This is a genomic window from Marinibactrum halimedae, assembly GCF_021234875.1.
Classification (GTDB): Bacteria; Pseudomonadota; Gammaproteobacteria; order Pseudomonadales; family Cellvibrionaceae; genus Marinibactrum; species Marinibactrum halimedae.
In genome coordinates this window covers 1-24,667 of record NZ_JAJQVM010000007.1, presented here as the reverse complement: position 1 = coordinate 24,667, position 24,667 = coordinate 1, and the positions used below count along the sequence as shown (strand labels likewise).

17 protein-coding genes are annotated in these 24,667 nt (G+C 44.6%); 4 read left to right on the top strand and 13 right to left on the bottom strand.

Annotation, left to right across the window (positions count from 1 at the left end; genetic code table 11):
* Positions 1–83: 83 nt before the first annotated feature.
* Positions 84–602, bottom strand: coding sequence for a hypothetical protein (locus LU351_RS05715; RefSeq protein ID WP_232593101.1), 519 nt, complete (start codon positions 600–602; stop codon positions 84–86).
* Between the two features lie 419 nt (positions 603–1,021).
* Positions 1,022–1,975 carry a chemotaxis protein gene (locus tag LU351_RS05710; RefSeq protein ID WP_232593100.1) on the bottom strand — a complete coding sequence of 318 codons (954 nt, stop codon included), beginning with the start codon at positions 1,973–1,975 and terminating at the stop codon, positions 1,022–1,024.
* Between the two features lie 377 nt (positions 1,976–2,352).
* Between LU351_RS05710 and LU351_RS05705 the strand changes: the two genes are divergently transcribed.
* Positions 2,353–3,156 carry a TatD family hydrolase gene (locus LU351_RS05705; protein WP_232593099.1) on the top strand — a complete coding sequence of 268 codons (804 nt, stop codon included), beginning with the start codon at positions 2,353–2,355 and terminating at the stop codon, positions 3,154–3,156.
* 101 nt (positions 3,157–3,257) lie between these two features.
* On the opposite strand, the gene LU351_RS05700 is transcribed toward LU351_RS05705, so the two are convergent.
* Together LU351_RS05700 and LU351_RS05695 are read right to left on the bottom strand one after the other, a co-directional pair.
* The gene (locus tag LU351_RS05700) at positions 3,258–3,542 is read right to left on the bottom strand and encodes a glutaredoxin family protein (RefSeq protein WP_232593098.1); all 285 of its coding nucleotides are present in this window, start codon (positions 3,540–3,542) and stop codon (positions 3,258–3,260) included.
* A 28-nt stretch (positions 3,543–3,570) separates the two neighbouring features.
* On the bottom strand, positions 3,571–4,464 hold the full coding sequence (locus LU351_RS05695; RefSeq protein ID WP_232593097.1) for an FHA domain-containing protein: 894 nt from the start codon (positions 4,462–4,464) through the stop codon (positions 3,571–3,573).
* Between the two features lie 648 nt (positions 4,465–5,112).
* On the opposite strand from LU351_RS05695, the gene LU351_RS05690 reads away from it, so the two are divergent.
* The 3 genes from LU351_RS05690 (at position 5,113) to LU351_RS05680 (ending at position 12,494) form a co-directional block, all read left to right on the top strand.
* Positions 5,113–6,390 carry a PP2C family protein-serine/threonine phosphatase gene (locus tag LU351_RS05690; RefSeq protein WP_232593096.1) on the top strand — a complete coding sequence of 426 codons (1,278 nt, stop codon included), beginning with the start codon at positions 5,113–5,115 and terminating at the stop codon, positions 6,388–6,390.
* A gap of 17 nt (positions 6,391–6,407) precedes the next feature.
* Positions 6,408–8,789, top strand: a complete 2,382-nt coding sequence (locus LU351_RS05685; RefSeq protein ID WP_232593095.1) for a bifunctional serine/threonine-protein kinase/formylglycine-generating enzyme family protein — start codon at positions 6,408–6,410, stop codon at positions 8,787–8,789.
* Between the two features lie 258 nt (positions 8,790–9,047).
* Positions 9,048–12,494 (top strand): amidohydrolase family protein, encoded by a 3,447-nt coding sequence (locus LU351_RS05680; protein WP_232593094.1) that lies wholly within the window; start codon positions 9,048–9,050, stop codon positions 12,492–12,494.
* A gap of 262 nt (positions 12,495–12,756) precedes the next feature.
* On the opposite strand, the gene LU351_RS05675 is transcribed toward LU351_RS05680, so the two are convergent.
* The 9 genes from LU351_RS05675 to LU351_RS05635 all read right to left on the bottom strand — a co-directional run.
* Positions 12,757–13,476: an ABC transporter ATP-binding protein gene (locus tag LU351_RS05675; protein ID WP_232593093.1), complete on the bottom strand. Its 720-nt coding sequence runs from the start codon at positions 13,474–13,476 to the stop codon at positions 12,757–12,759.
* 41 nt (positions 13,477–13,517) lie between these two features.
* Positions 13,518–14,774: an efflux RND transporter periplasmic adaptor subunit gene (locus tag LU351_RS05670; protein WP_232593092.1), complete on the bottom strand. Its 1,257-nt coding sequence runs from the start codon at positions 14,772–14,774 to the stop codon at positions 13,518–13,520.
* Between the two features lie 38 nt (positions 14,775–14,812).
* Positions 14,813–15,706, bottom strand: coding sequence for a cupin-like domain-containing protein (locus LU351_RS05665; RefSeq protein ID WP_232593091.1), 894 nt, complete (start codon positions 15,704–15,706; stop codon positions 14,813–14,815).
* Positions 15,707–15,799: 93 nt separating this feature from the next.
* Positions 15,800–18,226 carry an ABC transporter permease gene (locus LU351_RS05660; protein WP_232593090.1) on the bottom strand — a complete coding sequence of 809 codons (2,427 nt, stop codon included), beginning with the start codon at positions 18,224–18,226 and terminating at the stop codon, positions 15,800–15,802.
* 522 nt (positions 18,227–18,748) lie between these two features.
* The gene (locus tag LU351_RS05655; protein WP_232593089.1) at positions 18,749–19,732 is read right to left on the bottom strand and encodes an aspartyl/asparaginyl beta-hydroxylase domain-containing protein; all 984 of its coding nucleotides are present in this window, start codon (positions 19,730–19,732) and stop codon (positions 18,749–18,751) included.
* Positions 19,733–19,893: 161 nt separating this feature from the next.
* Positions 19,894–21,174, bottom strand: a complete 1,281-nt coding sequence (locus LU351_RS20880) for a sensor histidine kinase (RefSeq protein WP_232593088.1) — start codon at positions 21,172–21,174, stop codon at positions 19,894–19,896.
* A complete protein-coding gene (locus tag LU351_RS05645) occupies positions 21,158–22,537 on the bottom strand; it encodes a sigma-54-dependent transcriptional regulator (RefSeq protein ID WP_232593087.1) in 1,380 nt (459 codons plus the stop codon). Before LU351_RS05645 ends, LU351_RS20880 begins: the two co-directional genes overlap by 17 nt.
* Positions 22,538–22,760: 223 nt before the next feature.
* Positions 22,761–23,492, bottom strand: a complete 732-nt coding sequence (locus tag LU351_RS05640) for a thioesterase II family protein (protein WP_232593086.1) — start codon at positions 23,490–23,492, stop codon at positions 22,761–22,763.
* A gap of 51 nt (positions 23,493–23,543) precedes the next feature.
* Positions 23,544–24,667 (bottom strand): thioesterase domain-containing protein (locus tag LU351_RS05635; RefSeq protein WP_232593085.1); only part of this gene is annotated, 1,124 nt, incomplete at its 5' end.

Sequence of the window (24,667 nt, the reverse complement as noted above, 5' to 3'; positions counted from 1 at the left end):
TCAATATGCTTTTTATTATTGATAAAACAGAAGAAAGAAAAAGTTGAAATTGAAAGAAGTTTAAAAAACAATAATGAGGGGCACTAAGCCCCTACTGCATTCAGATTACCCGACGCCAACAGGTCAATTTCTGCTTTTAATTCTGGAGGAATTGCACGCATATTAAAATCATAAAGATACAAACCACATAGCGCTCGCCATTGCTGATAAATCATTTGGCAAATTTCCAATTTTTTTGCCTGGGCCATGCCTTGGTACCATTGGCTGCTTTTAAAATCAGAAAAGTTTTGTCCAGCTACATTATGCGTAACTTTAAAATAATTTAATCCACGGGCGTATTTAAAAGATATTGGTGGTAACTCTACTTTTTCCGCCAAATCTTTTACGGCAATGGTGAAGGTTTCAAGTGTGGCAAAAGGTCGGCCGGCGTCTTCAAACTGGCCGAGCACGACACATAAATCGAACTGGCCTTTTTTAACGCAACGAAAACGAAGATCGTTACTGATGATTTTTCCACCCACAGGCCGAAAACCACCCGGTAAGCGCCCACCCACCATGGTTGCACTTTGCAAATCACCCACTTGAACTTTTTGTTGTGGCATTGTTAGTCACCCTATAACGCCTAATTTGGCGCTCATTTACTCATAACCAAGATTTAATAATATCAGCCAATCAATAACAAAACGTTGTAAATTTTCTCGTTTTTTTGCTTGGCGTATTCATCCGTCAAAGCATGGTCTTACTGGTATCGAACGAAGGTAAAGTAATGGTGAGGTGTATAACGGCCATCCTGGTCGAGGAAGGTGTGGTCGATCCTTTCACCACATAACAATTTACCTGAAACTGCACTTTGAATGACTATTGAACAAACACTACTGAATAACAGCCATCAAAAAAACGATTATCAATTAATCGCTTTAGGATGATTAGAAAGGTAACAGTTTGTTATGAGAAAAAGAAGGCAAAAGAGGATTCTTATGACAGAAATTGTCTTTCAGTGATTAATATCGTGACCAATAGCTCACCCTTGTCGTGTGATTTCTTCTTTCCATTTACCCAATTGGTCTTGGACTTTGGCTGCTAATTCATCAGGTTGGAATTTTGAAAGAAAATCATCACATCCGACTTTATCGACCAAGGCTTTATTAAAGTTACCACTCAAAGAAGTGTGCATTACAACGTAAAGTGGCGATAAATTCGGGTCTTGGCGAATTTCTGAAGTCAGTCGATAACCATCCATTTCTGGCATTTCTGCATCGGTAATCAACATTAACAATTGATCGGTAATAGCGCCTTTAGTAGACATTTTTTTTAATAACGCCAAGCCTTCTGCCCCATTACCCGCCTGAATACATCGCACGCCCAAATTCGCAAGGGTTGCGCTGGCTTGTTGTCTTGCTGTGGCGGAATCGTCTACAAGCAATACCGTTACCTGATTCTGTTCTGCCCAATCTCGCAGCTCTTCATTGAGCAAATCAGAAGACACATTGGTGTGATAGGGTGAAATATCCGCCAATACTTTTTCTACATCGACAATTTGTACTATACGATCGTCAAGTTTGGTCAGCGCAGTCAAAAAATGGTTTTTTCCACTGGTGGCAGGTGGAGGCAAAATTTCCTCCCAGTTGAGATTAATGATGCGGTCTACCTCCCCCACTAAAAAACCCTGAACAGAGAGGTTGTATTCGGTGATGATTAAATTCGTGGTGGCATCAGAGCCATAAAGGGGTGAGCGGCCAAGTGCCGCACGCAGATCAATCACCGGAAAACTCGTGCCACGAATATGTGCAACACCACACACCGCATGGTGGCGCTGCGGCATTGCCGTTAACGCAGGTAACTGCATGACTTCTCGAACTTTAAACACATTGATCGCAAAAGGCTGTTGAGAGCCTAAATTAAATAACAAAAGCTCTAAACGGTTTTCACCGACAAGTTTGGTTCGTTGGTCAATGGAATGCAGTAATTTAGACATAATACCTGTGGTTAAATACAACAGTTAAGTACGACGGTTACATTCAATACAACGGCTAAAAGCAGTACAACCGCCATGTACAATGATAAAGCTGAGTAGAAAAACTACGCAGACGGCAATAAACTTACACAGACTACGACAAGCGTAGTCTAGGTTCGCCCTCCCTGCTTACCAAGACCACCAAAAGGCCGTTAGTTCGATTTGCCTTGAATATCGCCACCTTTCAGTTAGCAGCTCCATTTAGTTAGTAGCTCCATTTGTCGTTCATTCTGCTTTCACTATTTGCTTTCACTAGAAGTGCCAATTCCTTCAAAATACCCTTAGATACAAAATTATGTCGCCTAAAAAACATTTTAAACAACCAGTAAGAGGTATGTATGTCATTGTTTGATATCGGGGTCAATCTTGCCGATAAACGCTTCAATAAAGACAGAACACTTGTGGTCAAGCGCGCCATTGAGGCTGGAGTGACCCATCAATTGATTACCTGCACAACACTTTCTTCCAGTGAACAAGCCATTTCACTTTGCCGAAACTTGGGGACCCAATTTCCGAGGGCGCTTTATAGTACGGTAGGTGTTCATCCTCATCACGCAGATGATGTTACCCCCGATATGCTCAAGCAGCTGCACCAACTTGCCTTGACCCCATGCGTTAAAGCCATCGGCGAAATGGGCTTGGACTTTAATCGAAATTTTTCCACCCCATCAAATCAACGCTCTGTCTTTGAAAAGCAACTCGAATTGGCTATTGAAATCCAAAAGCCCGTTTTTTTGCACCAAAGAGACGCCCATCGGGACTTTTTTGATATTTTAAAATCTTATCGCAGTGAGCTATCAGGTGGCGTGGTCCACTGTTTTACCGATTCAGAAGCTGCCCTTCAGGATTACCTTTCACTGGATATGCACATTGGTATTACAGGCTGGGTATGTGATGAACGCCGAGGAACCCCGTTAGCCAATATTGTGCATCGCATTCCGTTAAACCGGCTGCTGATTGAAACGGATGCGCCTTACCTCACCCCAAGAACCCTGAAACCCAAACCGAAGTCGGGCCGAAACGAACCCGCCTTTCTGCCTGAAGTCGTCAAAACCTTGGCCCAATGCTATCAGATGCCATCCGAAACCATTGCTCAAGCCTCATTCAACAATGCCATGCAACTATTTGCGATAGACTCCTAATGGCTTCCTACACTATAACAACTAATGTCATAACAACTAACGTCATAACAACTAACGTCATAACAACTATCGTCATAACAACTAACATCAGAACCGGCGGGTCAGTTGGAGGAGGATAACCACTCAGCTACCTCTTCGGAGGTAAAAGGCCAATTGAGATGTGAACCAATATTGGCCTGCTTATCTGGCTTTGCCATGCTCACAACGGGGATAGAGGTTCCAAATGCCTCAACCCAAGAAGGGTTATCCGCAATTTCCACCTCTTCCAATACCAAAGCATCATGGGAAAGAATGGGCCACAGTTGTTGCTTGGCTTTTTCGCACAAGTGACAACCGAGCGTGGTCAACAAATAAAGTGTCGTGCGGGGTGGGTTGGGAGCCGTCATAAAACCCGTGCCTGATGATTTACGCCGGTTACATTAACGCCCACCACACCACTCCCGCCGCTACTACTGCTCCTGCCAACATTAATGGTAGGGGCAGCCTAGTGTGCTTCGAAGACAGCTCTGTCAATTGGGTATTCTCAACTACAGGGAACTCATCCTCTCTCATCGAGCTGTGAGATCGGCGAGTGGTGGCATCCACACCCGCTGAAGCGGACGCCGCCATCGCAGCATTGATCATATTGTCATCAATGGCAGGGCGAACAAACGTTTTGTCTAGATCTTCTTTCGAACCTTTTATGACAAAAGCCAGTTGATCAAAACGAATTTCATCACCATGACTGATGGACTCAGTAACGATCGGTTGATCATTAACAAAAGTGCCATTGGCCGAGTTTAAATCGACAATTCGGAGTTTCGTGCCAATGACTTGAAATTGGGCGTGCCGACGTGACAGATGCGCCTCAGGTAACGACACTTCACATTCGGTAGAGCGACCAACCGTAATGCCATCGGTAATTGGGAAGGCTTTCCCCAATAACGGCCCGTTTTTACCCACCAAATGCCATTGGGCTTCTGATACTGAAGCCACTTTTGATTGTGCCTTCTCGTGAGTTTTCGCAGACTCACTGGCGCTATCAACTTTAGGATCAACGACAACCAGGTTCGTCTGCCCTACCGTTAGCCGATCATTGATTTTCAGAGAGTATTGCTGGCCTAATTTACGACCATTAATAAGAATTTGCCCATCACACAGGCGCTTAATGGCAAGCTTCTCTCCCTTGGCATAAATCTCACAATGCTGAGGAGCCACGCTCTCATCCCTAATTACCATACTCGCCTGGCTATCTGAGCCGATCAAAACTTTTGGCTCCACCAACCAGATTTCACTGGCTTTTTGGCCTTCAATTCGCAGTTTTAACATGGCACCCAATCACGCTGTTTTTGTCTAATCGGTTAACTTTTGTAAATTACGTTGGTTGTTCACGATTTGCAAAAAAAAAGTCAAATTGATGAAAACATCATCAAAAAAGGGAGTTCGACTGTTCTATGTCGACAATATTGTGGCAGTTTTTCAGACAATCGTCATCTTGTGTTTTGCGCCAAAGCACCACCTAGCGCTATGATAGCCAATAGGCGATTTCTGTGTCTTCATTCGGGAATTGTGACGTTCTTTGCACTTGAAATGATACTGACGCCAGTATTGACTCCCAGTGTCGCAACAAAAAACACTGTGTCGTTAAAAGCAAAGTATTGTTAAAACTAGGATGAGTGGGAATGTGCCTATTGACACTCTATGGGTACAAGAGCGATGAATAAAGAGCGATAGCACGATAACACTCAATGACGATATTGATCTCAAAAACGTTGAACTCAATAACAGTTGAACTCAATAACAGTTGAACTCAATAACAATGGACGATGTATAAAGTGGACTGTGTGAAAATGGACTCTGTAGAAGCGGACACTAAGATTCCGGACAATGTTGCAACGGTAAGTTTTTCAGTGAGCCCCACTGGAAGACGCCACGAAGTACTGACCTCCAGTGCTTTGCCCCCCCGGAGACGCCAGCATGGAAAGTGAGTTGAGAACCCCGCGATTTGTTGGTACGAGCCACGTTGGCTGTACGCGGCGCAGCAATGAAGACTCTTACAGTGGCAACAGTGAAAAAGGCCTCTTTGTCGTCGCAGACGGCATGGGAGGTCATCAAGCAGGGGAAGTAGCAAGCGCGACCGCCATTTTACAAATCAACTGCGCCATGTCCGATGGTGCTCACCTCGAAGAGGCCATTTTGAAGGCCCATGCGGTTATTGTAGATCAATCTGCTGACGAAGATTTGTACATGGGTACCACCGTCATCGCGGCTCAGATGAACAATCATCATTACGAATTAGCCTGGGTTGGAGACAGCCGCGCTTATGCATGGCGTTTTGGCGGTAGTGTCAACGCCCTAGAATTACTTAGCCACGATCACTCTTTAGTACAGCAACTTGTCGATCGGGGACTAATCACACCCGAAGAAGCCCGCGTCCACCCAGAGCGCAACATTATCACCCAATGCCTTGGCAGTCGGGACATTCCACGCATCAAAGTCGGTAAGCGTCACCTAAGCTGGCGTCGAAATGAATGGCTTATCCTATGCAGCGATGGCTTAACCGGAGAGCTGACCGATGGACAAATGGCCGATATTTTATTGGGCTGTCGCACCACAGAAGAGGCAACCCAAAAATTACTGAACGCCGCACTGCTTTCGGGCGCCAATGACAACGTGACTGTGGTGGTGATTGAATCGCCTCTTAATCAACCGAGTGCCTTCAAGCGATTACAACAAAAACTAAAAAAGTGGTACCACCGTAGGCCCAACACTCACAGCTTGTCGCGAAAGCTCAATGGCAAACGGGGGGCCTTATCCTCACCGTCCCCTCTTACTGCTCACGTCGATAACGTAGACACGCCCGTCTTTCTCTCTACAGACGATGAAATTGAATATCAGGGGCATAAAAACCAAAGATGCCAAAATCAGATATTTCAAGGCCAACAGCACTCAGAGCACGACACACCTCTGGCAACACCAGTACTAAAAGTAAAAGACGCAGGGGATGAGCCTCTGTCAATCGAACCTCTGTCAATCGAACCCCTGGAAGTAGAGCACAAGGTGCGCCCCAGCGATGACACAGAAAGAGATGCCCCACAGTCTATGCTAGATAAAAGCGGTATGTTAAAAAAAGACCATGACATCAAAACAACTCATGGGGCTCGCCCCGACAGCAACAATGCTCGGAGCAATGCGCCCAGACGTGATACTGACGACACGACTCAACACTCTTCGTTTCCAAATCACAAACACTGAGCGCAACAGACACACTCATGCAATTACCCGGATACCGAATTCTTCGACGCATTAACCAAGGCGGAATGTCTACCGTTTACTTGGCCGTGCAGCGTTCAATTGGCCGCGAAGTCGCCTTAAAAATCATGTCACCGGCCCTTAATTCAGACCCGGTTTTTTCAGAACGCTTTCAACGGGAAGCCAGCATTGTTGGGCAATTATCTCACCCGAATATCGTCTCAATTTACGATATTGGCAAACATAAGAGCCTCAATTACATCGCCATGGACTTTTTACCCGGTGGTTCTCTGGCCGATCGCATCCACCACGGCATGGGAATAGGGGAAATCTTAACCGCCATCAAGCAAGTTGCCCAAGCCCTGGAGCACGCGCACAGCAAAGGATACATTCATCGAGATATCAAGCCCGAAAACGTCCTCTTTCGCAATGACGGCTCAGCGGTGGTAACCGATTTTGGCGTTGCCAAAGCCATCAGTGCTGATAACTCCATGACCACCGCAGGAACCGTCGTGGGAACACCCCATTATATGAGCCCAGAACAAGCTCGGGGTAAGCCCTCTGATGGCCGTTCGGATATCTATAGTTTGGGTGTCGTCCTTTATGAAATGGCAACCGGACAACCGCCTTTTAAGGCAGAAGATGCCGTCGCCGTGGCGATCAAACACCTAACCGCCCCCATTCCGAAACTACCACCTGAACGAGCACTCCTGCAGCCCATGCTGGCCAAAATGTTGGCGAAAAGCCCTGAAGACCGCTTTCAAACGGGCGCGGATATTGTGGCAATGGTGGACAAGCTTCAAACTACATTGAATCGCGGACGACTCAGAACGACCACAGAAGACGAGGAACTCGGTACCTGGCCACTACTGAAAGCCTTATTGGTGACCACCGCTGCCAATATCACCCAAGCTTTTCAACGCAGACTGGCCACGGCAGAAGGCATAAGTTACTCGGCTCCCGATCTTTCTGATGAACCCGAGTCAGCCGCCAGCGGCGAGCACACCCAAATTCGCCCTGCCGCCACAGACACAACCCATAAACCCGTCGTACAGCGTCGTGTCAATCGCACCACCTATGTGTATAGCGCGGCGGTTCTGACTCTACTACTACTGGTTGGCGCCGGCATCATGTTCACTGGGTCTGAAGAAAACGCCCCACTGTCTTCAAATCTCCCATCTTCAGGCACACAGTCTTCAGACAACCAACCCTCAAAGACCGCCACTCCAGAAGAGGTCGTGTCATCTGCCACAACAGATAACACCACAGAACCTAAGGGGAATATTCAACGAACAGCTCAAACTGCCACCCCAGAAAAAACAAACCCTAGCACTGGTGTACCCATCGAGACCGACTTCCAAAACAGTCAACGCTCTACACGCTCACCAGAAGCTGCCTCAATCAGCTCAAACCCTGTTGTAACACCATCAACCTCTGTAACAACATCAACCTCTGTAACAACATCAACCTCGCCCACTTATCAACTCACAGTGAAACCCTCCCCCACATCGGCTCGTGTTCGAATCATGAACATTAAAGAACGTTACGAAGATGGGATCGCACTGGCACCAGGCAGCTACCATATTGAAGTCTCCAACACGGGTTATCGTACTTACAGCCGCTGGGTGCGATTACGGGACGACCGTACTCTGTCGGTAGCCTTAAAGCGCAGTTATGAGGAAGGGCAAATCATTAGACATGAAGTGGGTGGTGGCGTCATGGGGCCCAACATGGTGGTTCAAAAGCCAGGCTCTTTCATTATGGGCAGTACTCGCTATGACGATACCCAACCTCGTCGAGATATTACCATTAAAGATTTCTTCGCCATCAGCGCTACCGAAATCACGTTTGATCAATACCAAATCTTCACCGCAGCCACCAAACGCCCTATTCCCGATGACAATAACTGGGGCCGAGGCAAACGCCCAGTGATCAATATCTCTTGGGACGATGCCCAAGCCTACGCACGCTGGCTTTCCCAACGCACAGGCAAGACGTACCGCCTACCTACGGAAACCGAATGGGAATTCGTTGCCAGCCAAGGAGGCAATCATGAATACCCATGGGGCCGCAACGCCGCTGGCGCACGAGGCACCGCCAACTGCAAGCGCGGCTGCAACAGTCCATTCAATAATCTGTTCACCATTAAAACCGCTCCTGTGGCCCATTTTACTGGAACCGAGTTTGGTATTTACGATCTTGCCGGTAATGTTGCTGAATGGACTTCCAGCTGTTACCAACCCTCCTACGAGGCGAAAACACCCAAAAACTGCCGAGATCGTGTGGTCCGTGGTGGCAGCATGATCGACAAAGCCGAAGACCTGAACGTGTTTCGTCGATCCCCCATGTCAGCCAAACTTCGCGATAAGAGTATTGGCTTTCGAGTTGTTCTGGAGCTATAGCGGAACTATTCGCCTCAAACTATTCACCTTAGCTCCAGCGCCCTCCCAATTTGCTCCCCACCGCCTAGGTAGAAAATTTACACCGGTATTAAGTTAAACCGGTATTAAGTTAAACCGAGACTAAACCAAACGTGTGAAGTATCACTATTGAGATGAACCTAACGTTGAGACAAGTGTACTCTCGCACGTTATAGAAAGAATTCAGCGCTGTTGTGCGCCCCATAACAATAACGAAACACACTGTTTTAGGAGATTCAAATGCGAAATCGCATAGCGCATGCCCTGTGTGGCGCCTTACTAAGCTTCCCCCTTTTAACGGCAAGCTCTGTGTCCGTTCTGGCCGCAACCACTGAGACTTCGCTCACAACAAAAGCAGGCCGACCAAATGCGCAAGAAAAAAACATCAACGAAGAGAGCGTCAACGAAGAGAGCGTCAACGAAGAGAAAAACAAAGCATGGGATGTGTCTGCCCCCCCCGGCCAATGGCGTGACATCACTATTGATACCCAAACCACCACTTGGTCATTTATCGATGTTAGCCCCGATGGCAAAACCCTGATTTTTGATATGCTCGGGGATATTTATTCTCTCCCCATCGCCGGCGGCGAAGCCACTGCCCTTACTCAGGGCATAGAGTGGAATTTTCAGCCCACCTTTAGCCCCGACGGCAAAAAAATTGCGTTTATTTCCGACCGGGACGGCTACGACAATATTTGGGTCATCAATGCCGATGGCAGCGAGCCGGTTCAAATTACCAAAGAAACCCGCCACAACATTCACAACCCAGCCTGGTCACCAGACAGCCAATGGATCGCTGCCCGCAAAGGCACGGTATATAGCCGCAGTATTCCCTCCGGTGAGATCTGGATGTATCACATTAACGGTGGTGCGGGTGTCGAATTGGTCAATCACCCGGATGGAAAAAAAGCCCAGAAATCCATGGGCGAACCTGCCTACTCACCCGATGGCAAATACGTGTATTACAGCAAAGACACCACCCCCGGCTGGGTTTGGCAGTACAACAAAGATTCCACCGGTGAAATTTTTTCCATTAAACGTTTAGAACTGGCCACTGGCAAAACCGATACCTTAACTGGCGGCCCCGGTGGCGCGGTACGCCCCACCCCTTCCCCAGACGGAAAAAAAGTCGCGTTCGTCAAACGTTTGTCGGACTTTAACAGCGCCATTTACATCAAAGACCTCGCCTCGGGCAATGAAGAAGCGGTTTTTAATAAACTTGAACGTGACAATCAAGAAACCGCCGGCTCCCATGGCAACACCACTTCGTTCGAATGGATGCCCAATAATCGGGATCTTGTTTTTTGGACGGCAGGAAAAATCCATCGTTTAAATACCGAAACCAAAGCGATTAGCGAAATCCCTTTGCACGTCAAAACCACGAAGCAGGTAAGAAAAACCTTACGCTATACAGTAGACGTCGCGCCCGATGAATTTAAAACCAAGATGCTACGCTGGGCACAAGAAACTCCCGACGGTAAAACCGCCATTTTTCAAACATTAGGTCATTTGTACCAATCGACCATCGAGAACACATCCTCAGCTTCCAATAGCCAACCACAACAAAGCAGCAAAAAACAAAAACGTCTAACAAAACAAAACGACCATTTCGAATTTTGGCCTGCGCTTTCTCGTGATGGTAAACGTGTGGTCTACACCACATGGGATGATCAAGCCTTAGGTACCGTTCGTACCGTGAGCAGCAAAGGAGGTCGTGGCAAAGTGCTGGTGTCTGCCCCCGGCCATTATGTAGAGCCTCAATTTTCGCCCGACGGAAAATGGGTGGTGTATAGAAAAATAACCGGCGGTTATTTATTGTCACCACAATGGTCAGCGGAACCCGGTATTTATGTGGTATCGGCAAAAGGCGGCACACCGAAAAAAATCACCCATACCGGCACTCACCCGCAATTTAGCCACGATGGCAAGCGCATTCTTTTTTCAAGCCGAGGCGACTCTGGGTTGGAATTAAAAAGTGTCGATTTAAATGGATTCGATGAACGCGTCCTGGCCAAAGGAGAAAAAGTCACCAGTTATACCGTCTCACCAGACGGCCAATGGCTCGCCTTTACCGAACACTTTAATGCGTTTGTCATGCCATTTACCCCAGCCGGAAAACCCCTATCGGTGAGCCGCAATACTAAATCCGTGCCCGTTAAACAAGTGTCACAACGGGCCGGAGAATTTTTACATTGGTCGGCTGATAGCCAATCGTTAAACTGGTCGAACGGCCCTTTGCTCTATAATCGTCCGTTAAAAGACGCCTTTGTCTTCTTCGAACAAAACGGTGCAAAAGAAGATTCAGAAGAAGCCAATATTCGCACCGTGGATTTAGGCTTTACGGTCAAAGCCGATAAACCCAACAGCACTCTAGCGTTGGTGGGGGCCAATATCGTCACCATGAAAAACGCAGACACTCAACAGGAAATCATCAAAAATGGCGTTGTGATTGTGGAAGGCAATCGCATTGTCAGCGTCACCACCAAAGACAACGCCAAGGTGCCTGAAAACGCGGAAGTTATCGATGTCACGGGTAAAACCATTATTCCAGGGCTGGTGGATGCCCATGCTCACGGCGGTGCCGGTATGGAAGAAATCACCCCAGAACAAAATTGGATGCAGTATTCCAACTTATCGTTTGGCGTGACCACTATTCACGACCCCAGTAACGACACCAGCGAAATTTTCGCCCATGCAGAATTACAAAAAGCCGGAAAAGTCATCGGCCCACGCACCTTCTCCACCGGCACCATTTTGTACGGCGCCAATGCCCCCGGTTACACCTCAGAAGTCAACAGCTTAGAAGACGCCGAATTTCATATCGAGCGATTAAAAGCAGCCGGTGCCATATCAGTAAAAAGTTACAATCAGCTTGGCCGTCGCTCTCGACAGCAAATTATTGAAGCAGCGGAAAAACACCAGATTATGGTCATGCCCGAAGGTGGCATGAAATTACAACACAATCTCAATCAATTGGTGGATGGCCATACCAGTATCGAACACGCCCTGCCCATTGCCCATATTTACGATGACATCAAACAATTATGGGAACAGGTCGATACCGGTTACACACCCACCTTTGGAGTCGCCTACGGGGGTATTTCCGGGGAAAACTACTGGTATGACCGCACTGATGTGTGGATGAACGAACGTCTAATGCGCTATTCCCCCAAACAGTTTGTGGAACCACGCAGCATGCGCCGTACACACGCGCCAGACCACCATTACAACCATTTCAATGTGGCCACCACCGCCAAGCAATTACGGGATAAAGGCGTTCGTGTCTTAATCGGCGCCCACGGCCAACGGGAAGGTCTCGCCGCCCATTGGGAAATGTGGATGATGGAACAAGGTGGGTTTACCCCGTGGGAAGCCATCCGTGGAGCCACCATTGATGGCGCCATTCATTTGGGCATGGACAACGACATCGGCTCCATTGAACCAGGCAAATTAGCCGACCTAGTGATTATCGATGGCGACCCTTTAACGGATATTCGTCAATCGGAAATGATCAGCCACACGATGATTAACGGTCGCTTGTACGATGTCTCCACCATGAACGAAGTGGCCAGCGGTAATTACCAACGCCAAGCCTTTTTCTTTGAAAAAGACGGCGGCAATCAACTGCCTACCGCCACCGCCAAAGCCATGGAAGCCAAAATGCAACGGCACCATTGGCGCCATTGAGTCCGACGAGTTGGCTCAATAAAAAACCGAGCGTTTGCTCGGTTTTTTATTCGCCGGGTTAAATTTCGAAAGCGCCATTCCATTTCCCACATCAAAGCTGGAAACCTCTCACTAGAAAAGAGGGGCCGCTTACATCACTGAGAATAAAGCCGTATTCAGGTCGAACAGAAGCAGTACATATTACAAAGCACATAACACAAAATTTTGAACCGCTCCACTGCACTGGCAATACTCACTAAACTATCAAATACCACAAAATGGATCAGACATATTGGAGGGCGCTGCAAGAGGTCAATTCTGGTGTAGTCAAAATCGCACCATCCAACAACTTTAGCTGCGTAGTCGCTCTGTCCGCATAACGAGATTCATGAGTTACCATACAGATGGTAGTGCCTTTTTGATTTAATTCATCTAATACATCCATAATTTGATCGCCAGTATTAGAATCCAAATTACCCGTTGCCTCGTCAACTAATAAAATTGCTGGCTCATTTACCAACGCCCTAGCAATAGCAATACGCTGCTGCTGACCACCTGACAACTGATTAGGTTTGTGTTTACTTCGATGAGTCATACTGACTAGCTCTAAACATTTATTAACTCTTTGCTCTATTTCCTGAGTGTTCAATTTATCTTTTCTATAGCGTAACGGCAGCGCAATATTATCGAACACTGAAATTTCATCAATTAAATTAAAAGATTGAAAAACAAAACCAATTTTACTATTTCTTACTTCAGCGGCCTCATTCAGAGAAAGACTTGAAACGTTAACGCCTTCAACAAAGTATTCACCCCCTGAAGGCATATCCAACAACCCCAACAACCCCAACAACGTTGACTTACCACAACCTGATGGTCCAGAAATAGAAACATAGTCACCAGCTTTAATAGTTAAGTTAACGTCTTTTAGTGCATGGGTTTCCATTTCTTCAGTTTCAAAGACTTTAGAGATGTTTTTCATTTGTATTTTAATTTCGCTCATAATGATTTTTCCAGCTTCTCTAAATTTTATTCGATTGACATTTAAGATTTAATATTGATTTTCGTAACCGTACTTTTTAGATTGGGCAAATCTGAAATAATGAAAACATCATCAGCTTCTGCGCCTGAAACAATTTCTATGTACCGTCCTGCTTGACGCCCCAATTTTAAGGTGCGTAAGTTTGCTGTTGAAGTCTCTGCATCAAGGCGGTACAACGAAATTTCACTAAACGGTTTCACGTTTGCAGGGCGCTTGATATAAACAATATTATTGAGCTTATCAGCGATAATATCGGCATCCACATTAAGTTGCGGACGAGCACTGGCAGGCAAATCTTCAGGGAGTTTAATTTCCACTTCGACAGTGTTGTCCTGAACAATGGGATCTATGCGGGTAACAACACCTTCAATTTTATCTCTCCGGGTGTCGATCACCGCTGATTGCCCGACGACAACCTGTTGCACCTGACCATGCGGCACTCGAATCAAGGCAATTAAATCAGTCACACTACCAATCAGGGCAATTTCTTGTCCTGCGGCCAAACTTTGCCCTAACTCAATAGAAAGCCGCTGTAACACACCTGAAATCCCCGCTTTAACCTCTAACGCATCCACTCTAGCCTGTCTGATATTTAATTGCCCTTGCTGTTGTTTAATACGTTCTTGTTGAACATTGATAGACTCTCGATGTACCAGCTTTAACTGTTCTATGCGCTGTTGTAGGAGATCGATGCGTTTGGCCAATTGCTTCTCTTCCAGCACCGACTCCTGGTAAGACAGTTGCGATACAATACCCTCTTCAACCAGCTCTTCTTCGGCTTGACGCGTCAGCATTGCCGATTCATAAAGCGCGGTCATTTCCGCTAAATTCGCCGTTTCATTCAGTATTTCTCGCTGATTATTCAACTTAATTTGGCGCAAATTAGCCCTACTTTGCACTAGCTCTTGGCGAGCACTTTCGACTTCTTGCACTAACTCAGGGTTTTCCAAACGAGCAATGATACTATCCGGCTTTACATAAGCGCCGGGCTTGAGCACAATCTCTTTAACCGACGCTTGAGTTAATGTGGTTAATAATTGTTGTTTATTGGAGCTTAAAATTCCGAAGCCTTTGGTGATGACATCCAAGTCTCCCTGGTCGACACGCTCAATCAAAATTTCATTACGCGATACAGATACCAAAGCGGATTTTTTCCAAGACCATAAAAATAACGCAACAAATAGTACCGTCACGAACCCCGCCAACTGATATTTATTCTGAAATATTTTATTTTGCGGCTTCTTTTTGACAACATCCATACTCTATCCACCAAACATCACAAAACTAAAAATCTTCACTACCATGTTTCACCCTTAAATTTCCTATTTAACGAGCTTAAAATAATCAAGCTATCTACCCAGATTTGCTGTCGAATACTCGTATATTTTCTGAGATCTTTGAGTACCGGTTCATTGAAGTCTCCTACTCGGCTCAGTGGCGAACGAAAGCATCTGGCAAGGTTAATCCCAAACTCTGTATCGTTGGAATCTAAGGCATGCCACCAAAACGGAGGAATATAAAGCGAATCTCCCTCCTGAAGAACGCCTTCAAACTTGATTAGATCTGATTTGTCGGGAAAATAAGACTCATCCAGCGACATATGATGAATATTTTTTTCGATATAAGGGGCATATTTATCCCAATTTTTATCAGTGCATCTGAACATCGACACTTTTTTCGATCCTACTATCTGGCTACAAATCGTTTCATCCGCCGGATGAGTATGCCAATCTGTGGAGGCATTTCTGAATAAAAAAAGTCGATTTAGCTGATAAAAAATCGGCTTTCTTTTTATCCGACTTTGCAAAAATGGATAGTTGCCTATGTCCTCTTTCCAACGCTTAGGAAGATTCATTCCTGGAATAGCAAAGGTTTTATCATGCGGTGTTTCAATCAACGCATTGAGAGCCTCTCTCAACTCCATTTTTTGTGTAATAGGTGGAACGGGATTGGAATTGAAAGCGCGTCGATATCTAACACTCCCATTAACGCTATTGCTTATAGACTGTAAGTATTGTGGTTCTTGCCATTTCTCACAGGCAGCCCAGTGTTTTATTCCACCCCTAATGACTAACGGCCTATGTTTACAAACATAGGTAGACCAAAATTCCTCTTCACTGAGGTTCGTCACGTCTATCTCATCCAAAGGACGCGTTTCACCGGGCACTAAATCATTAACTTTTACGATCATTTTACGCTTTACTCACAATAATTAATTTATTCATACTCACTCTTGGAAATGTAAACAGCGTGAATACTGTTAAATTGCTTACTGATGCGTTGATTATTCACTATTGCGCAAAGAGTAAATAGGCGGTGCGTTAATAATGGGGCGCAAAGGCCAATAACAAGCATACAAAACGATAATGCCAATTAACATCAGAGTAGAGACAAATAAAGGTATCAGTTGCAGAGTAATATAACTGGATAAGCTTTCAGAAAAGCCAATAGAAAGACCTAACAAAATCAGAACACTCACGATAACGCCTATCCCTACCGCACCCGCATTATCTTTAACAATTAAGCCAATTAAGTCAGCACGTTTAGCGCCAATGGCAAGGCGTGTCCCTAATTCAAAGCGGCGCATTTGAGTGGTGTAATTAACAACACCGAATAAACCAATAGACGCCATAAAGAAGGTTAATACTGCCAATACTACGCTTGTAATCGCCGTGGTATATTGTGTAAACAATAACTGTACCTTCTGGTTATCCAGCGAACCGAGTTCCATTAAATCAATTCGTCCGTTCACCTCTTCAAGCACAGATACCACTTGTTCACGAGATAACCTTTGCTGTGGCTTCAATTTCAGCATAAACCAGGTACGCGTAACTCTTGATACGGGGTACGCACGCATAGGAATATCAGCTGCCGCTGGCATTTGAATCCCTTTCACCACCCCACTGATAGTATATTCGCTATTGCCCATTTCTATTTTACTGCCTAGCGCACTGCCTTGCGGTGCGATTTTGTCAGCATAGACATCATTAACAATGAGTAGAAGGTTACGGTCTTGAACGTCAGATTGGGTGAAAAAGTCGCCTTCAATTAAGGGTTGATTGAGCATACTAAAGTACGCATTATCAACAGGGCGTGTTTCGACAACCATCCGTTCTTGTGTAGCCTGAATTGTTTGAGCATACATACCTAAGAAGCCAAATGGCGCAAGCGACTGAGAAACACTGTCCACTTGAGGTAAATCTTTAAATTTACTTTTCAATTCTGCCAACATGGCAGCGATTTCTTCTTCAGAAAATTCACCTGAAGCACCAAAGCTAACCGTCAAGCTGGTAATATTTTCAGTTTCAAAGCCCATTGGCGTATTAATAATTTTCAGTGAATCGCGTGCAAGGCCCAGGTTAACGAAAATCAAAACCGTCACGATAGCCACTTGAGAGACAACCAGTAATTTTCTGACGTTTTGTGAAACCTGAATTCCGGTACCTTTGCCACTGGATTGTAAGACAGAATTTAAAGCACGATAGTTGACTAAACTGGTACTTAAGCGAGCAAAGAATAAACCTAAAAGCAAGGCTATTAGCAGTGCAGCGCCAAGTGTTACGGCATTAATTGCTAGCTCGTCCACTCTTGGCATACGCTGTTCGAGATAGTGTTGCAATACCCAAAATCCAGCATTTGCTACAAACAAAGCCACTATGATGGATAAAAATACCAGCAAACCAGATTGTGCTAATAGGGTATAGAATAAATGGCTTTTATTGGCCCCCACAGCCGCTTGAATCGCCAGCTGGCGATGTTGCTCAGCGGTACGTGACATAAATAAATTGGTGATATTGGCACAGGCGATAAGGACTAGCCCTATCATTCCAGCTAATAACAATAGAACTGAATTTTGACTGTCACCCAGAATAGCCTTTTTAAATGGCAGTAATTCCATCTCAATATACCAGCCACTGAAAAATTCAACACCGGCAACATTTTCTTGCCATTTATCACTCACTAATGGTGTTAAAGACTGTTCAATTTGGTTGTTACTTAAATCGGTATCCAACATACCGACAAAACGACGATTTTGGTCTATTTGCCCCCAACTATTGCGAACTTGCTCATTAGTGGGATTGTAATCCCAAGGTAAAAAGATATCGGTTTTTATACCCACACCATTCAGTTCTGGCTCGATAAAAGATTGGCTCAATACTCCAACAACACGAAAATTAGTGCCACTGATTAAAATCGTCTTATCCAGAATATTACTGTCTGCACCAAATGTATTCTTCCAAGTGCTGTACGTTAATATGGCAACAGGATTAAACGTCTCTTTATTTTCCGATTCTTCAAACAAGCGCCCCATTTCTATTTTACTGTCAACCAATTTAAACCAGTCAGGGGTAACGAAAGTACTTTTGACTCTCGGTTGCGTCGGCAAGGAGCTGATAACACCCTCACCATAATGGACCAATGCAGATTGCTGAAATACAGACTGATTTTCATAAAGATGTATCAGGCTTGGATAAGTGAAGCTGGCCGCCATCATCTCTTTCTTATCGTTGAATAAATTCGCATTCAGCTGATACAAATTATTTTGATTCGAGTAAGGTAAGGGCTTAACGATCACTACATACGCTAACGTCAAAATGCACAATAAAGCACCTAAGGTTATCCCCAGTGTGGATACAACCGTGACTAGAAAGCCTTTTCTTACGCTTAAGCCGGCCCATGCTTGTTTGAGTTGATAGCTGCTATGCTTCATCCTGTTTTCTCTTTTCTGTGGTCTAGCACATTTAAGTAAGTCATACTATTTATATTCTGTGTTGAATTTCCAGATTACTCTTAAAGCTCTTGCGAATAACATACCAATTGTTATTGAACTGAATCGTGACAAGAATCCAATGTGATGATCAAATACCAATCCAGTAAAGCTTCATTCATTCAAACTCCCTAAACGCACCAAACATAATAGACCTTAGCTGCACAAAGGGGTTGGGAATATGATTCAAGAAAGAGAGCAGACTTATTTAGAGAATGAGGTTTTGAAAAATGGAAAAAAGCAAAGAAATAGAAAGGCGAAAGTATTCGGCTTTAGAACAGGAGTCCGATATCGGACTCCTATTCCGAAATCGGACGTTTTCTGCTTTCAAATTAACTTACGATCAAATTGACTTACGTTCAAAGTAAACTTGAATTTGAGAATATCAAACACTTTCAATCAAAAGTAAGTGAATTGAATAAGTTGTGCTGTGGGTAATCCACTTATGCAGAATGAGCCGTCAATCTACCAGCTCAACCATTCTTTTGGAATTGTTGGTAATCGAGGAATAGCATATTGCTGAGCAAAACGAAGAAAATACTTTTGCCATTTAGGCATAGGACGAAATAGATCAACCATTAAAATAACGCGCGTATGCTCTGTTTTATTCCATGCACGATGAGGGTAAAAGTCATCAAATATCATCACTTTACCTTCTTGCCATTCAAGCCGTTCCCCTTCTAATTCCAGACAAACGTCACCTTTAGGAATGATGATACCCAAGTGCATTCGCAAAAAACATCTGAATGCAGATTTATGCAATCGTAGTTCTGCGCCGGGAGCAAGAATACTCAACTCTGCATTGGCCAATGAAGGCACATTTCCCACTACTTGAGCAAGAGTGGGAAGAAGTTGTTTTGCTTCTTCTTCAACTTTGCCTTGTTGGGCAACCAATACAGAATGCGCTTTCGGAAACTGATCAACCCCTAGTGGAATCGACCCTACATCCACGTTATTGAATATATTATCCACCTCCCTGCGAATGGATGCGTAATGGTTCTCAAAGTCTAGTGACCAAGGATAGTCTTGCGGTAAAAAAGTTCTATTCTCAATTCCTTTCATTCTCTGTTCAATAGAATAAACCGTCTTGTAAAGCGTTCGTACCACCCACCCAGGTCTTCTTTGCTGAGTGCCTGTTTCTCTTGACTCTAGGAAAAAATCCAAAGATTTTTTCATCACATCGTCGAGTCCATCAAACTCCGCAGTGAAGCCATGATCAGTAGACGCTGTTACTACTACAGGAAAGATTCTAAAATAAGGTAACCAAACGATACCAGGCGTACCCACTTCCGGAACGTCATTCTCAACTTCAAGAACAACCTGGGTTTCAGATAAACTTTTAAGGGTACAGCGCATTTCTAGTTTCGATTTTGCCGTCCATAATATTTCTTCAACTTGCTGTAAAGATCGGGGGAACAACTCTCTTAAAATGTGAGATTGTCTAGGCATGCCGTTATTTCCTTTTTTAACGTTGTCATTTTAATACACCAAGAAATAATGAGTGCATACACGAGCGAATAACGTGCCAAACTTTGTTGTCAGATATCAAAAAAAGCTTTTATAGGAATATTTGAATCGATTCACAGGACGCTTTACCCACCCATATTGCATTATTTATCTGTTTTCAAAGGCAACGTTAGGGTAACGGTCACCCCCTTTGTACAATTATTGACCAGGCTAATACTCCCTCTATGTTGCTCAATGATATTGCGACAAAAGCTTAAACCAATTCCTTGTCCATCCTGTTTCGTCGAAAATAATGGGACGAAAAGATTCTCCAGATTGGTAAACCCGTGCCCGTCATCAATGACTTTTATGATGGATTGGCTGTTGTCTTCACTGAATTCTAAAATAACTTTGTGGGCTCCCGCTTCCCAAGCATTTTTCACTAGGTTGATAAGTACTTGCTCTAGAATCGTTTGGTCTGCCCAAATGCTCTGCACATTAAACACAGTCTCAGGCTTCTGATCAGAGAACAACCCCTGAACTCGAGCCGCCAACCTAGCAACCGAAATGTCTTGATAAACCAGATTGATTTTTCTAGACAAGGAAGCGTACCGGTTAATAAAACTCTGCAAATGGACACAACGGTCTGATATTAATGCTAGCGCATTCTTATCGCGCTCAGAAGTGGCCCTCTCAGACAACCCTTCAGCGATGGTTGAAATCGGCGTGAGTGAATTTCTGATCTCGTGCCCCATCACTTTTATCATTTGTTGCCAAGCTTTAACCTGGCTGCTTCTCAAAGCAAATCCGATATTCGTAAACACCAACAGCTGATGCGCCACACCCGCATCAATAAAGACACTGTGGCTAATCTGCCATTGCTGTTTTTCCTGCTCATTTTTGAGCTGCCACCCACTTTCCTGCCTGACTAATCCCAATAGTTGAGGAGAAGCATGTCGGAACATTTGCCATGGCTGCCCAGTATACAGTTGGCTGAAAGCACCGTTAGCGTAACTCAATTGCTCTTTATTATTAAATACCAATACCGGAGTTTCTAGCTGATCAATTAACTGATAAACCAAAAAGGCATGTTGATCATAACGTTGTTTTTTTTCAGATAGGTCTAAACTGAAATCTCGTAATTGATGATGAAATTTACCCACAACTCCATCGGGGAAAACTGCTTTCGCGTATTGTTTATAATCTTCCTGGTGCACCGCTTCCAGGTGCAGTAGGGCGCGCTGAAAACTGGAAATAATCCGGTTCCGAAAACGAACGATAGCCACAATATAAATTAAAGCGGTTAACGCAGACACCAGAGCAATGTTCCATGCCCAGAGGTTAAACTGCCACATCAACAAAAACAAAAGGGCTAAAAACAATACCGCAAAAAAAGAGAGCCAAAAGGTTATAAACCCTTCTAAGGTTTTACCTTTGAATATCACTATATTTTTCCAATCGTCTATACAAGGACGACTTCGTCAGACCAAGTAATTTAGCAGCCTGCGTAATATTATTGTCTGTGCGGGCCAACGCTTGTTCGATTAAATGTCTCTCTGACTGTTCCAGTGTCATAGTAGAAAAAGTATCTTCTCTTGTTACAGATATTGATTTTGCAGTAGCCGATTTGGGAGTAATTGGGAGGTCATTCTCCGAAAGCTCGGTATTTCGGGCTAGCAATACCGTTCGCTCCATTAAATGACTTAACTCCCGGATGTTACCTGGCCAAGGATAGTTCAACAACGCTCGTTGACAGGTTTCACCAAGAGTCATCGTGGGTTTTTGATACTTCATCCTGTAAATCGCAATAAAATGTTCTGCTAAAGGGATAATATCCTCTTCCCGCTCACGCAAAGCGGGTACTCGAAACTCCAGCGTGTTTAAACGATAATATAAGTCTTCACGAAATCTATCAGTCGCAATTAATCCATGAAGATCCGCATTGGTGGCACTGATAATTCGGGTTTTCATCTGTTGGGTTTGACTCGAACCCAACACTTCATATTGCCCAGACTCCAACACTCGCAACAATTTAGCTTGCTGGGAAAGAGGGATATTGGCGATTTCATCCAAAAATAGCGTGCCTTGTTTGGCCAACTCTATACGGCCAATGCGATTACTTTTTGCATCGGTGAAAGCGCCCCTTTTATGACCAAACATTTCACTTTCGAACAAGCTATCGGTGATCGCGCCCATATTTACAGCAATAAAAGGGCCTGACTTCTGACAAGACAGAGAATGAATTTTCTCGGCCAGTTGACTTTTGCCTGTACCGTTTTCGCCGGTCAGTAAAATACTCACCTCGGTATCGGCAACACTGTCAATTTGCTGCATCAGCTGTACCATGCAGTCAGAACGCCAAGTAAAACTTTCTTGCTTTTTAGGCTCTAAGCGTTGTTTGAGTTTTTGATTCTGATTCTGCAAGTTCGACAACTTGAGTTGTTGTTTTATGATTTGCAATAAGCGCTGATTTTTCCAGGGCTTTTCTATGAAATCGCCAGCCCCTAATTGCATTGCTTTTACCGCCAGTTCAACATTCGCCCAAGCGGTCATCGCCACAACGGGAATCATAAAAGAGGATTCGGACAACCAGGATAAAAATGCCAGCCCTTCTTCACCAGAGTTGATATCAAGGGAATAATTCATATCCAACAGAATAAGATCGATATGATTCTGTTTAATTTTGGCACGCGCTTCGCCGGGGCTTTTTGCTTGGAGTGGGTAATAGCCGTTATCTTCTAGTACAAAACTGGCACTTAAGAAAATATCGTGTCTATCATCAACAATCAGGATATGGGGTTTATTCAAAGCGATCTTTATTTAGTCACAGTCAATCAATATTGCAAAATAGGTTTCATCCACAACCAATAATTTCCAAGTAGAAAATTTGGTAGTCGGCAGAGACAAAATCATACACTTATCGATAGAAGGGTCAAGAATGCCAAGTGCTTTCAAATGACTTCATCTCAACTACCAGACGAGACCAACCAATTCCGCACTATGAAGCTCCAAGGATTTACCCAGCTAGGAGTTACCCAACTAGGATCTGCCTAATTAGGCTCAATACATCCTCTCGATTGTTATCAATAAAAAAGTGATCGCCATTTACAGCATGAAATGCACAGCTTTCAGTAAAATGATATTTCCAACCCATAGCACTCTCAGTTGAGATGGTATTATCCTCAACACCGTAAAAGACATGTGCTCGCACTTTAAGTTTGCGATCACTCTGCCGATAATGATCAACCATTTTGAAATCTGCTCTTAAGGCCGGTAGAAAAATGGATTTCAATTCTTCATTTTGCAATATTAGTTCCGGTGTACCTCCTTTTTTACGTAACTCCTCAATAAATTCTGTTTCGGGCAAATCGTATATCGGCGCCTCAGTCCGTTTTAGGGATGGCGCAGGACTCCCTGAGGCAAGAAAATAGTTAGGGCTTGGCACGCCTCGCTCCATTAATTTCACGGCAACTTCAAACGCAACCCTGGCTCCCAGACTATGGCCAAACATCACGTAGTCACCATTGATATGAAAACTCATTTGATCCGCAATCATCGTAGTGAGTTGTTCCATATTATCAATAGGCGCTTCCATTAAACGACTAGCTCTACCTGGCATTTGTAACCCTAATACCGCTAAGTGTTGAGGCAAAGACTCATGCCATCTCGCAAAAGTTGAGGCGTTGCCACCGGCATAGGGAAAACAAAAGAGCTTTGTTTTCCCTAGCTTCTGACTAAAATTTGAAAACCAATTTGATTTCATTGTTGAAGCACCGTTCCAAAACTAAATACTATTACAACTCAATACGATTGCTCATTCACTGAGTACGGTGTCTTCTCTGGAGGGTATGTCGAATGTATTGTTTTCGAAAAAAAACGTGTCTACCAGCCGATCAACTATCTGCTGGTTATGGTTTTTTTCAAGCATTGTAAAATGTCCCGCGCCAACATCATGAATAGTAATCGAGCTCAATAACAATGGGTTCCAACCATGATCTTTCGGTAAATTCTCAATGGCGCTTTTATTCTTAACCGCCCGATACAAAGAGACATCAATATCAGCTGTCAATACAGATGGGTTGTAAGCTCTATAATTCTCAAGGCTCGCCTGATACACCCGAAAGAAGGTGGAGAACTGCTCTTTGCTAATAGCAATACCCAATCCATCGAAATATTCCGAAACATAACCACTCATGTTTTCCTGAGATACCTGGTGCAATTGGTCCATATCCAATGTCAGCGTAACCCCATAAAGTTCCGCTAAGGCGTGGCACACATCAATTAACATTGTTGTTTCATCAGTCCTTTGCAATCCTTCCAATACCGAAGGCACAAAGGAGTCCAGTAGCGTTAATGACTCTATTTGTTGCCCCTCTTGTATAAGAATTCGAGCCATCTCAAACGCAACCACACCTCCATAAGAATGCCCCATTAAACGATAAGGCCCACTGGACTGTACTGACCGCATCGCTTGAATATTCGCATGAGCCGTTTCTTCTACACTACTAAACGGTGTAGCTTTACCGTCAAGGCCGGCAGCTTGCAAACCATACAGGTGAGCCTTACCTTCTAACGCTTTTGCCAAAGGCTGGAAAGACAACACATTCCCCCCCACACCGGGCACCGCAAAAATCGGCCTCCTTTGACCTTTCGTTTGCAAAGGCACCACTATCTCAAACGTATTTAGTTTGTCACCACTGCTCATTAACTTAGCCAACGATGCGATAGTAGAGTGAGAAAAGAGAATGGCCAGTGGCAGTGATTGCGCAAACTGACCGTTAATTTTTGCCATAAGCTGTACTGCCAATAAAGAATGACCACCCAGCTCAAAGAAGTTGTCCTTCACCCCTATCTGATCTGCCTCCAGCCCCAGGGTCTCCGCCCAAATGGCCACCAACTGCCGCTCGGTTTCATCTCTCGGCGCGACGTATTCGTGCT

What these genes read in the sequence shown, in the direction of transcription:
- LU351_RS05715 (WP_232593101.1), bottom strand. Translation starts at nt 602, where the DNA reads ATGCCACAACAAAAAGTTCAAGTGGGTGATTTGCAAAGTGCAACCATG.
- LU351_RS05660 (WP_232593090.1), bottom strand. Translation starts at nt 18,226, where the DNA reads ATGAAGCATAGCAGCTATCAACTCAAACAAGCATGGGCCGGCTTAAGC.
- LU351_RS05700 (WP_232593098.1), bottom strand. Translation starts at nt 3,542, where the DNA reads ATGACGGCTCCCAACCCACCCCGCACGACACTTTATTTGTTGACCACG.
- LU351_RS05680 (WP_232593094.1), top strand. Translation starts at nt 9,048, where the DNA reads ATGCGAAATCGCATAGCGCATGCCCTGTGTGGCGCCTTACTAAGCTTC.
- LU351_RS05690 (WP_232593096.1), top strand. Translation starts at nt 5,113, where the DNA reads ATGGAAAGTGAGTTGAGAACCCCGCGATTTGTTGGTACGAGCCACGTT.
- LU351_RS05710 (WP_232593100.1), bottom strand. Translation starts at nt 1,975, where the DNA reads ATGTCTAAATTACTGCATTCCATTGACCAACGAACCAAACTTGTCGGT.
- LU351_RS05685 (WP_232593095.1), top strand. Translation starts at nt 6,408, where the DNA reads ATGCAATTACCCGGATACCGAATTCTTCGACGCATTAACCAAGGCGGA.
- LU351_RS05670 (WP_232593092.1), bottom strand. Translation starts at nt 14,774, where the DNA reads ATGGATGTTGTCAAAAAGAAGCCGCAAAATAAAATATTTCAGAATAAA.
- LU351_RS05705 (WP_232593099.1), top strand. Translation starts at nt 2,353, where the DNA reads ATGTCATTGTTTGATATCGGGGTCAATCTTGCCGATAAACGCTTCAAT.
- LU351_RS05640 (WP_232593086.1), bottom strand. Translation starts at nt 23,492, where the DNA reads ATGAAATCAAATTGGTTTTCAAATTTTAGTCAGAAGCTAGGGAAAACA.
- LU351_RS05665 (WP_232593091.1), bottom strand. Translation starts at nt 15,706, where the DNA reads ATGATCGTAAAAGTTAATGATTTAGTGCCCGGTGAAACGCGTCCTTTG.
- LU351_RS05695 (WP_232593097.1), bottom strand. Translation starts at nt 4,464, where the DNA reads ATGTTAAAACTGCGAATTGAAGGCCAAAAAGCCAGTGAAATCTGGTTG.
- LU351_RS05655 (WP_232593089.1), bottom strand. Translation starts at nt 19,732, where the DNA reads ATGCCTAGACAATCTCACATTTTAAGAGAGTTGTTCCCCCGATCTTTA.
- LU351_RS05675 (WP_232593093.1), bottom strand. Translation starts at nt 13,476, where the DNA reads ATGAGCGAAATTAAAATACAAATGAAAAACATCTCTAAAGTCTTTGAA.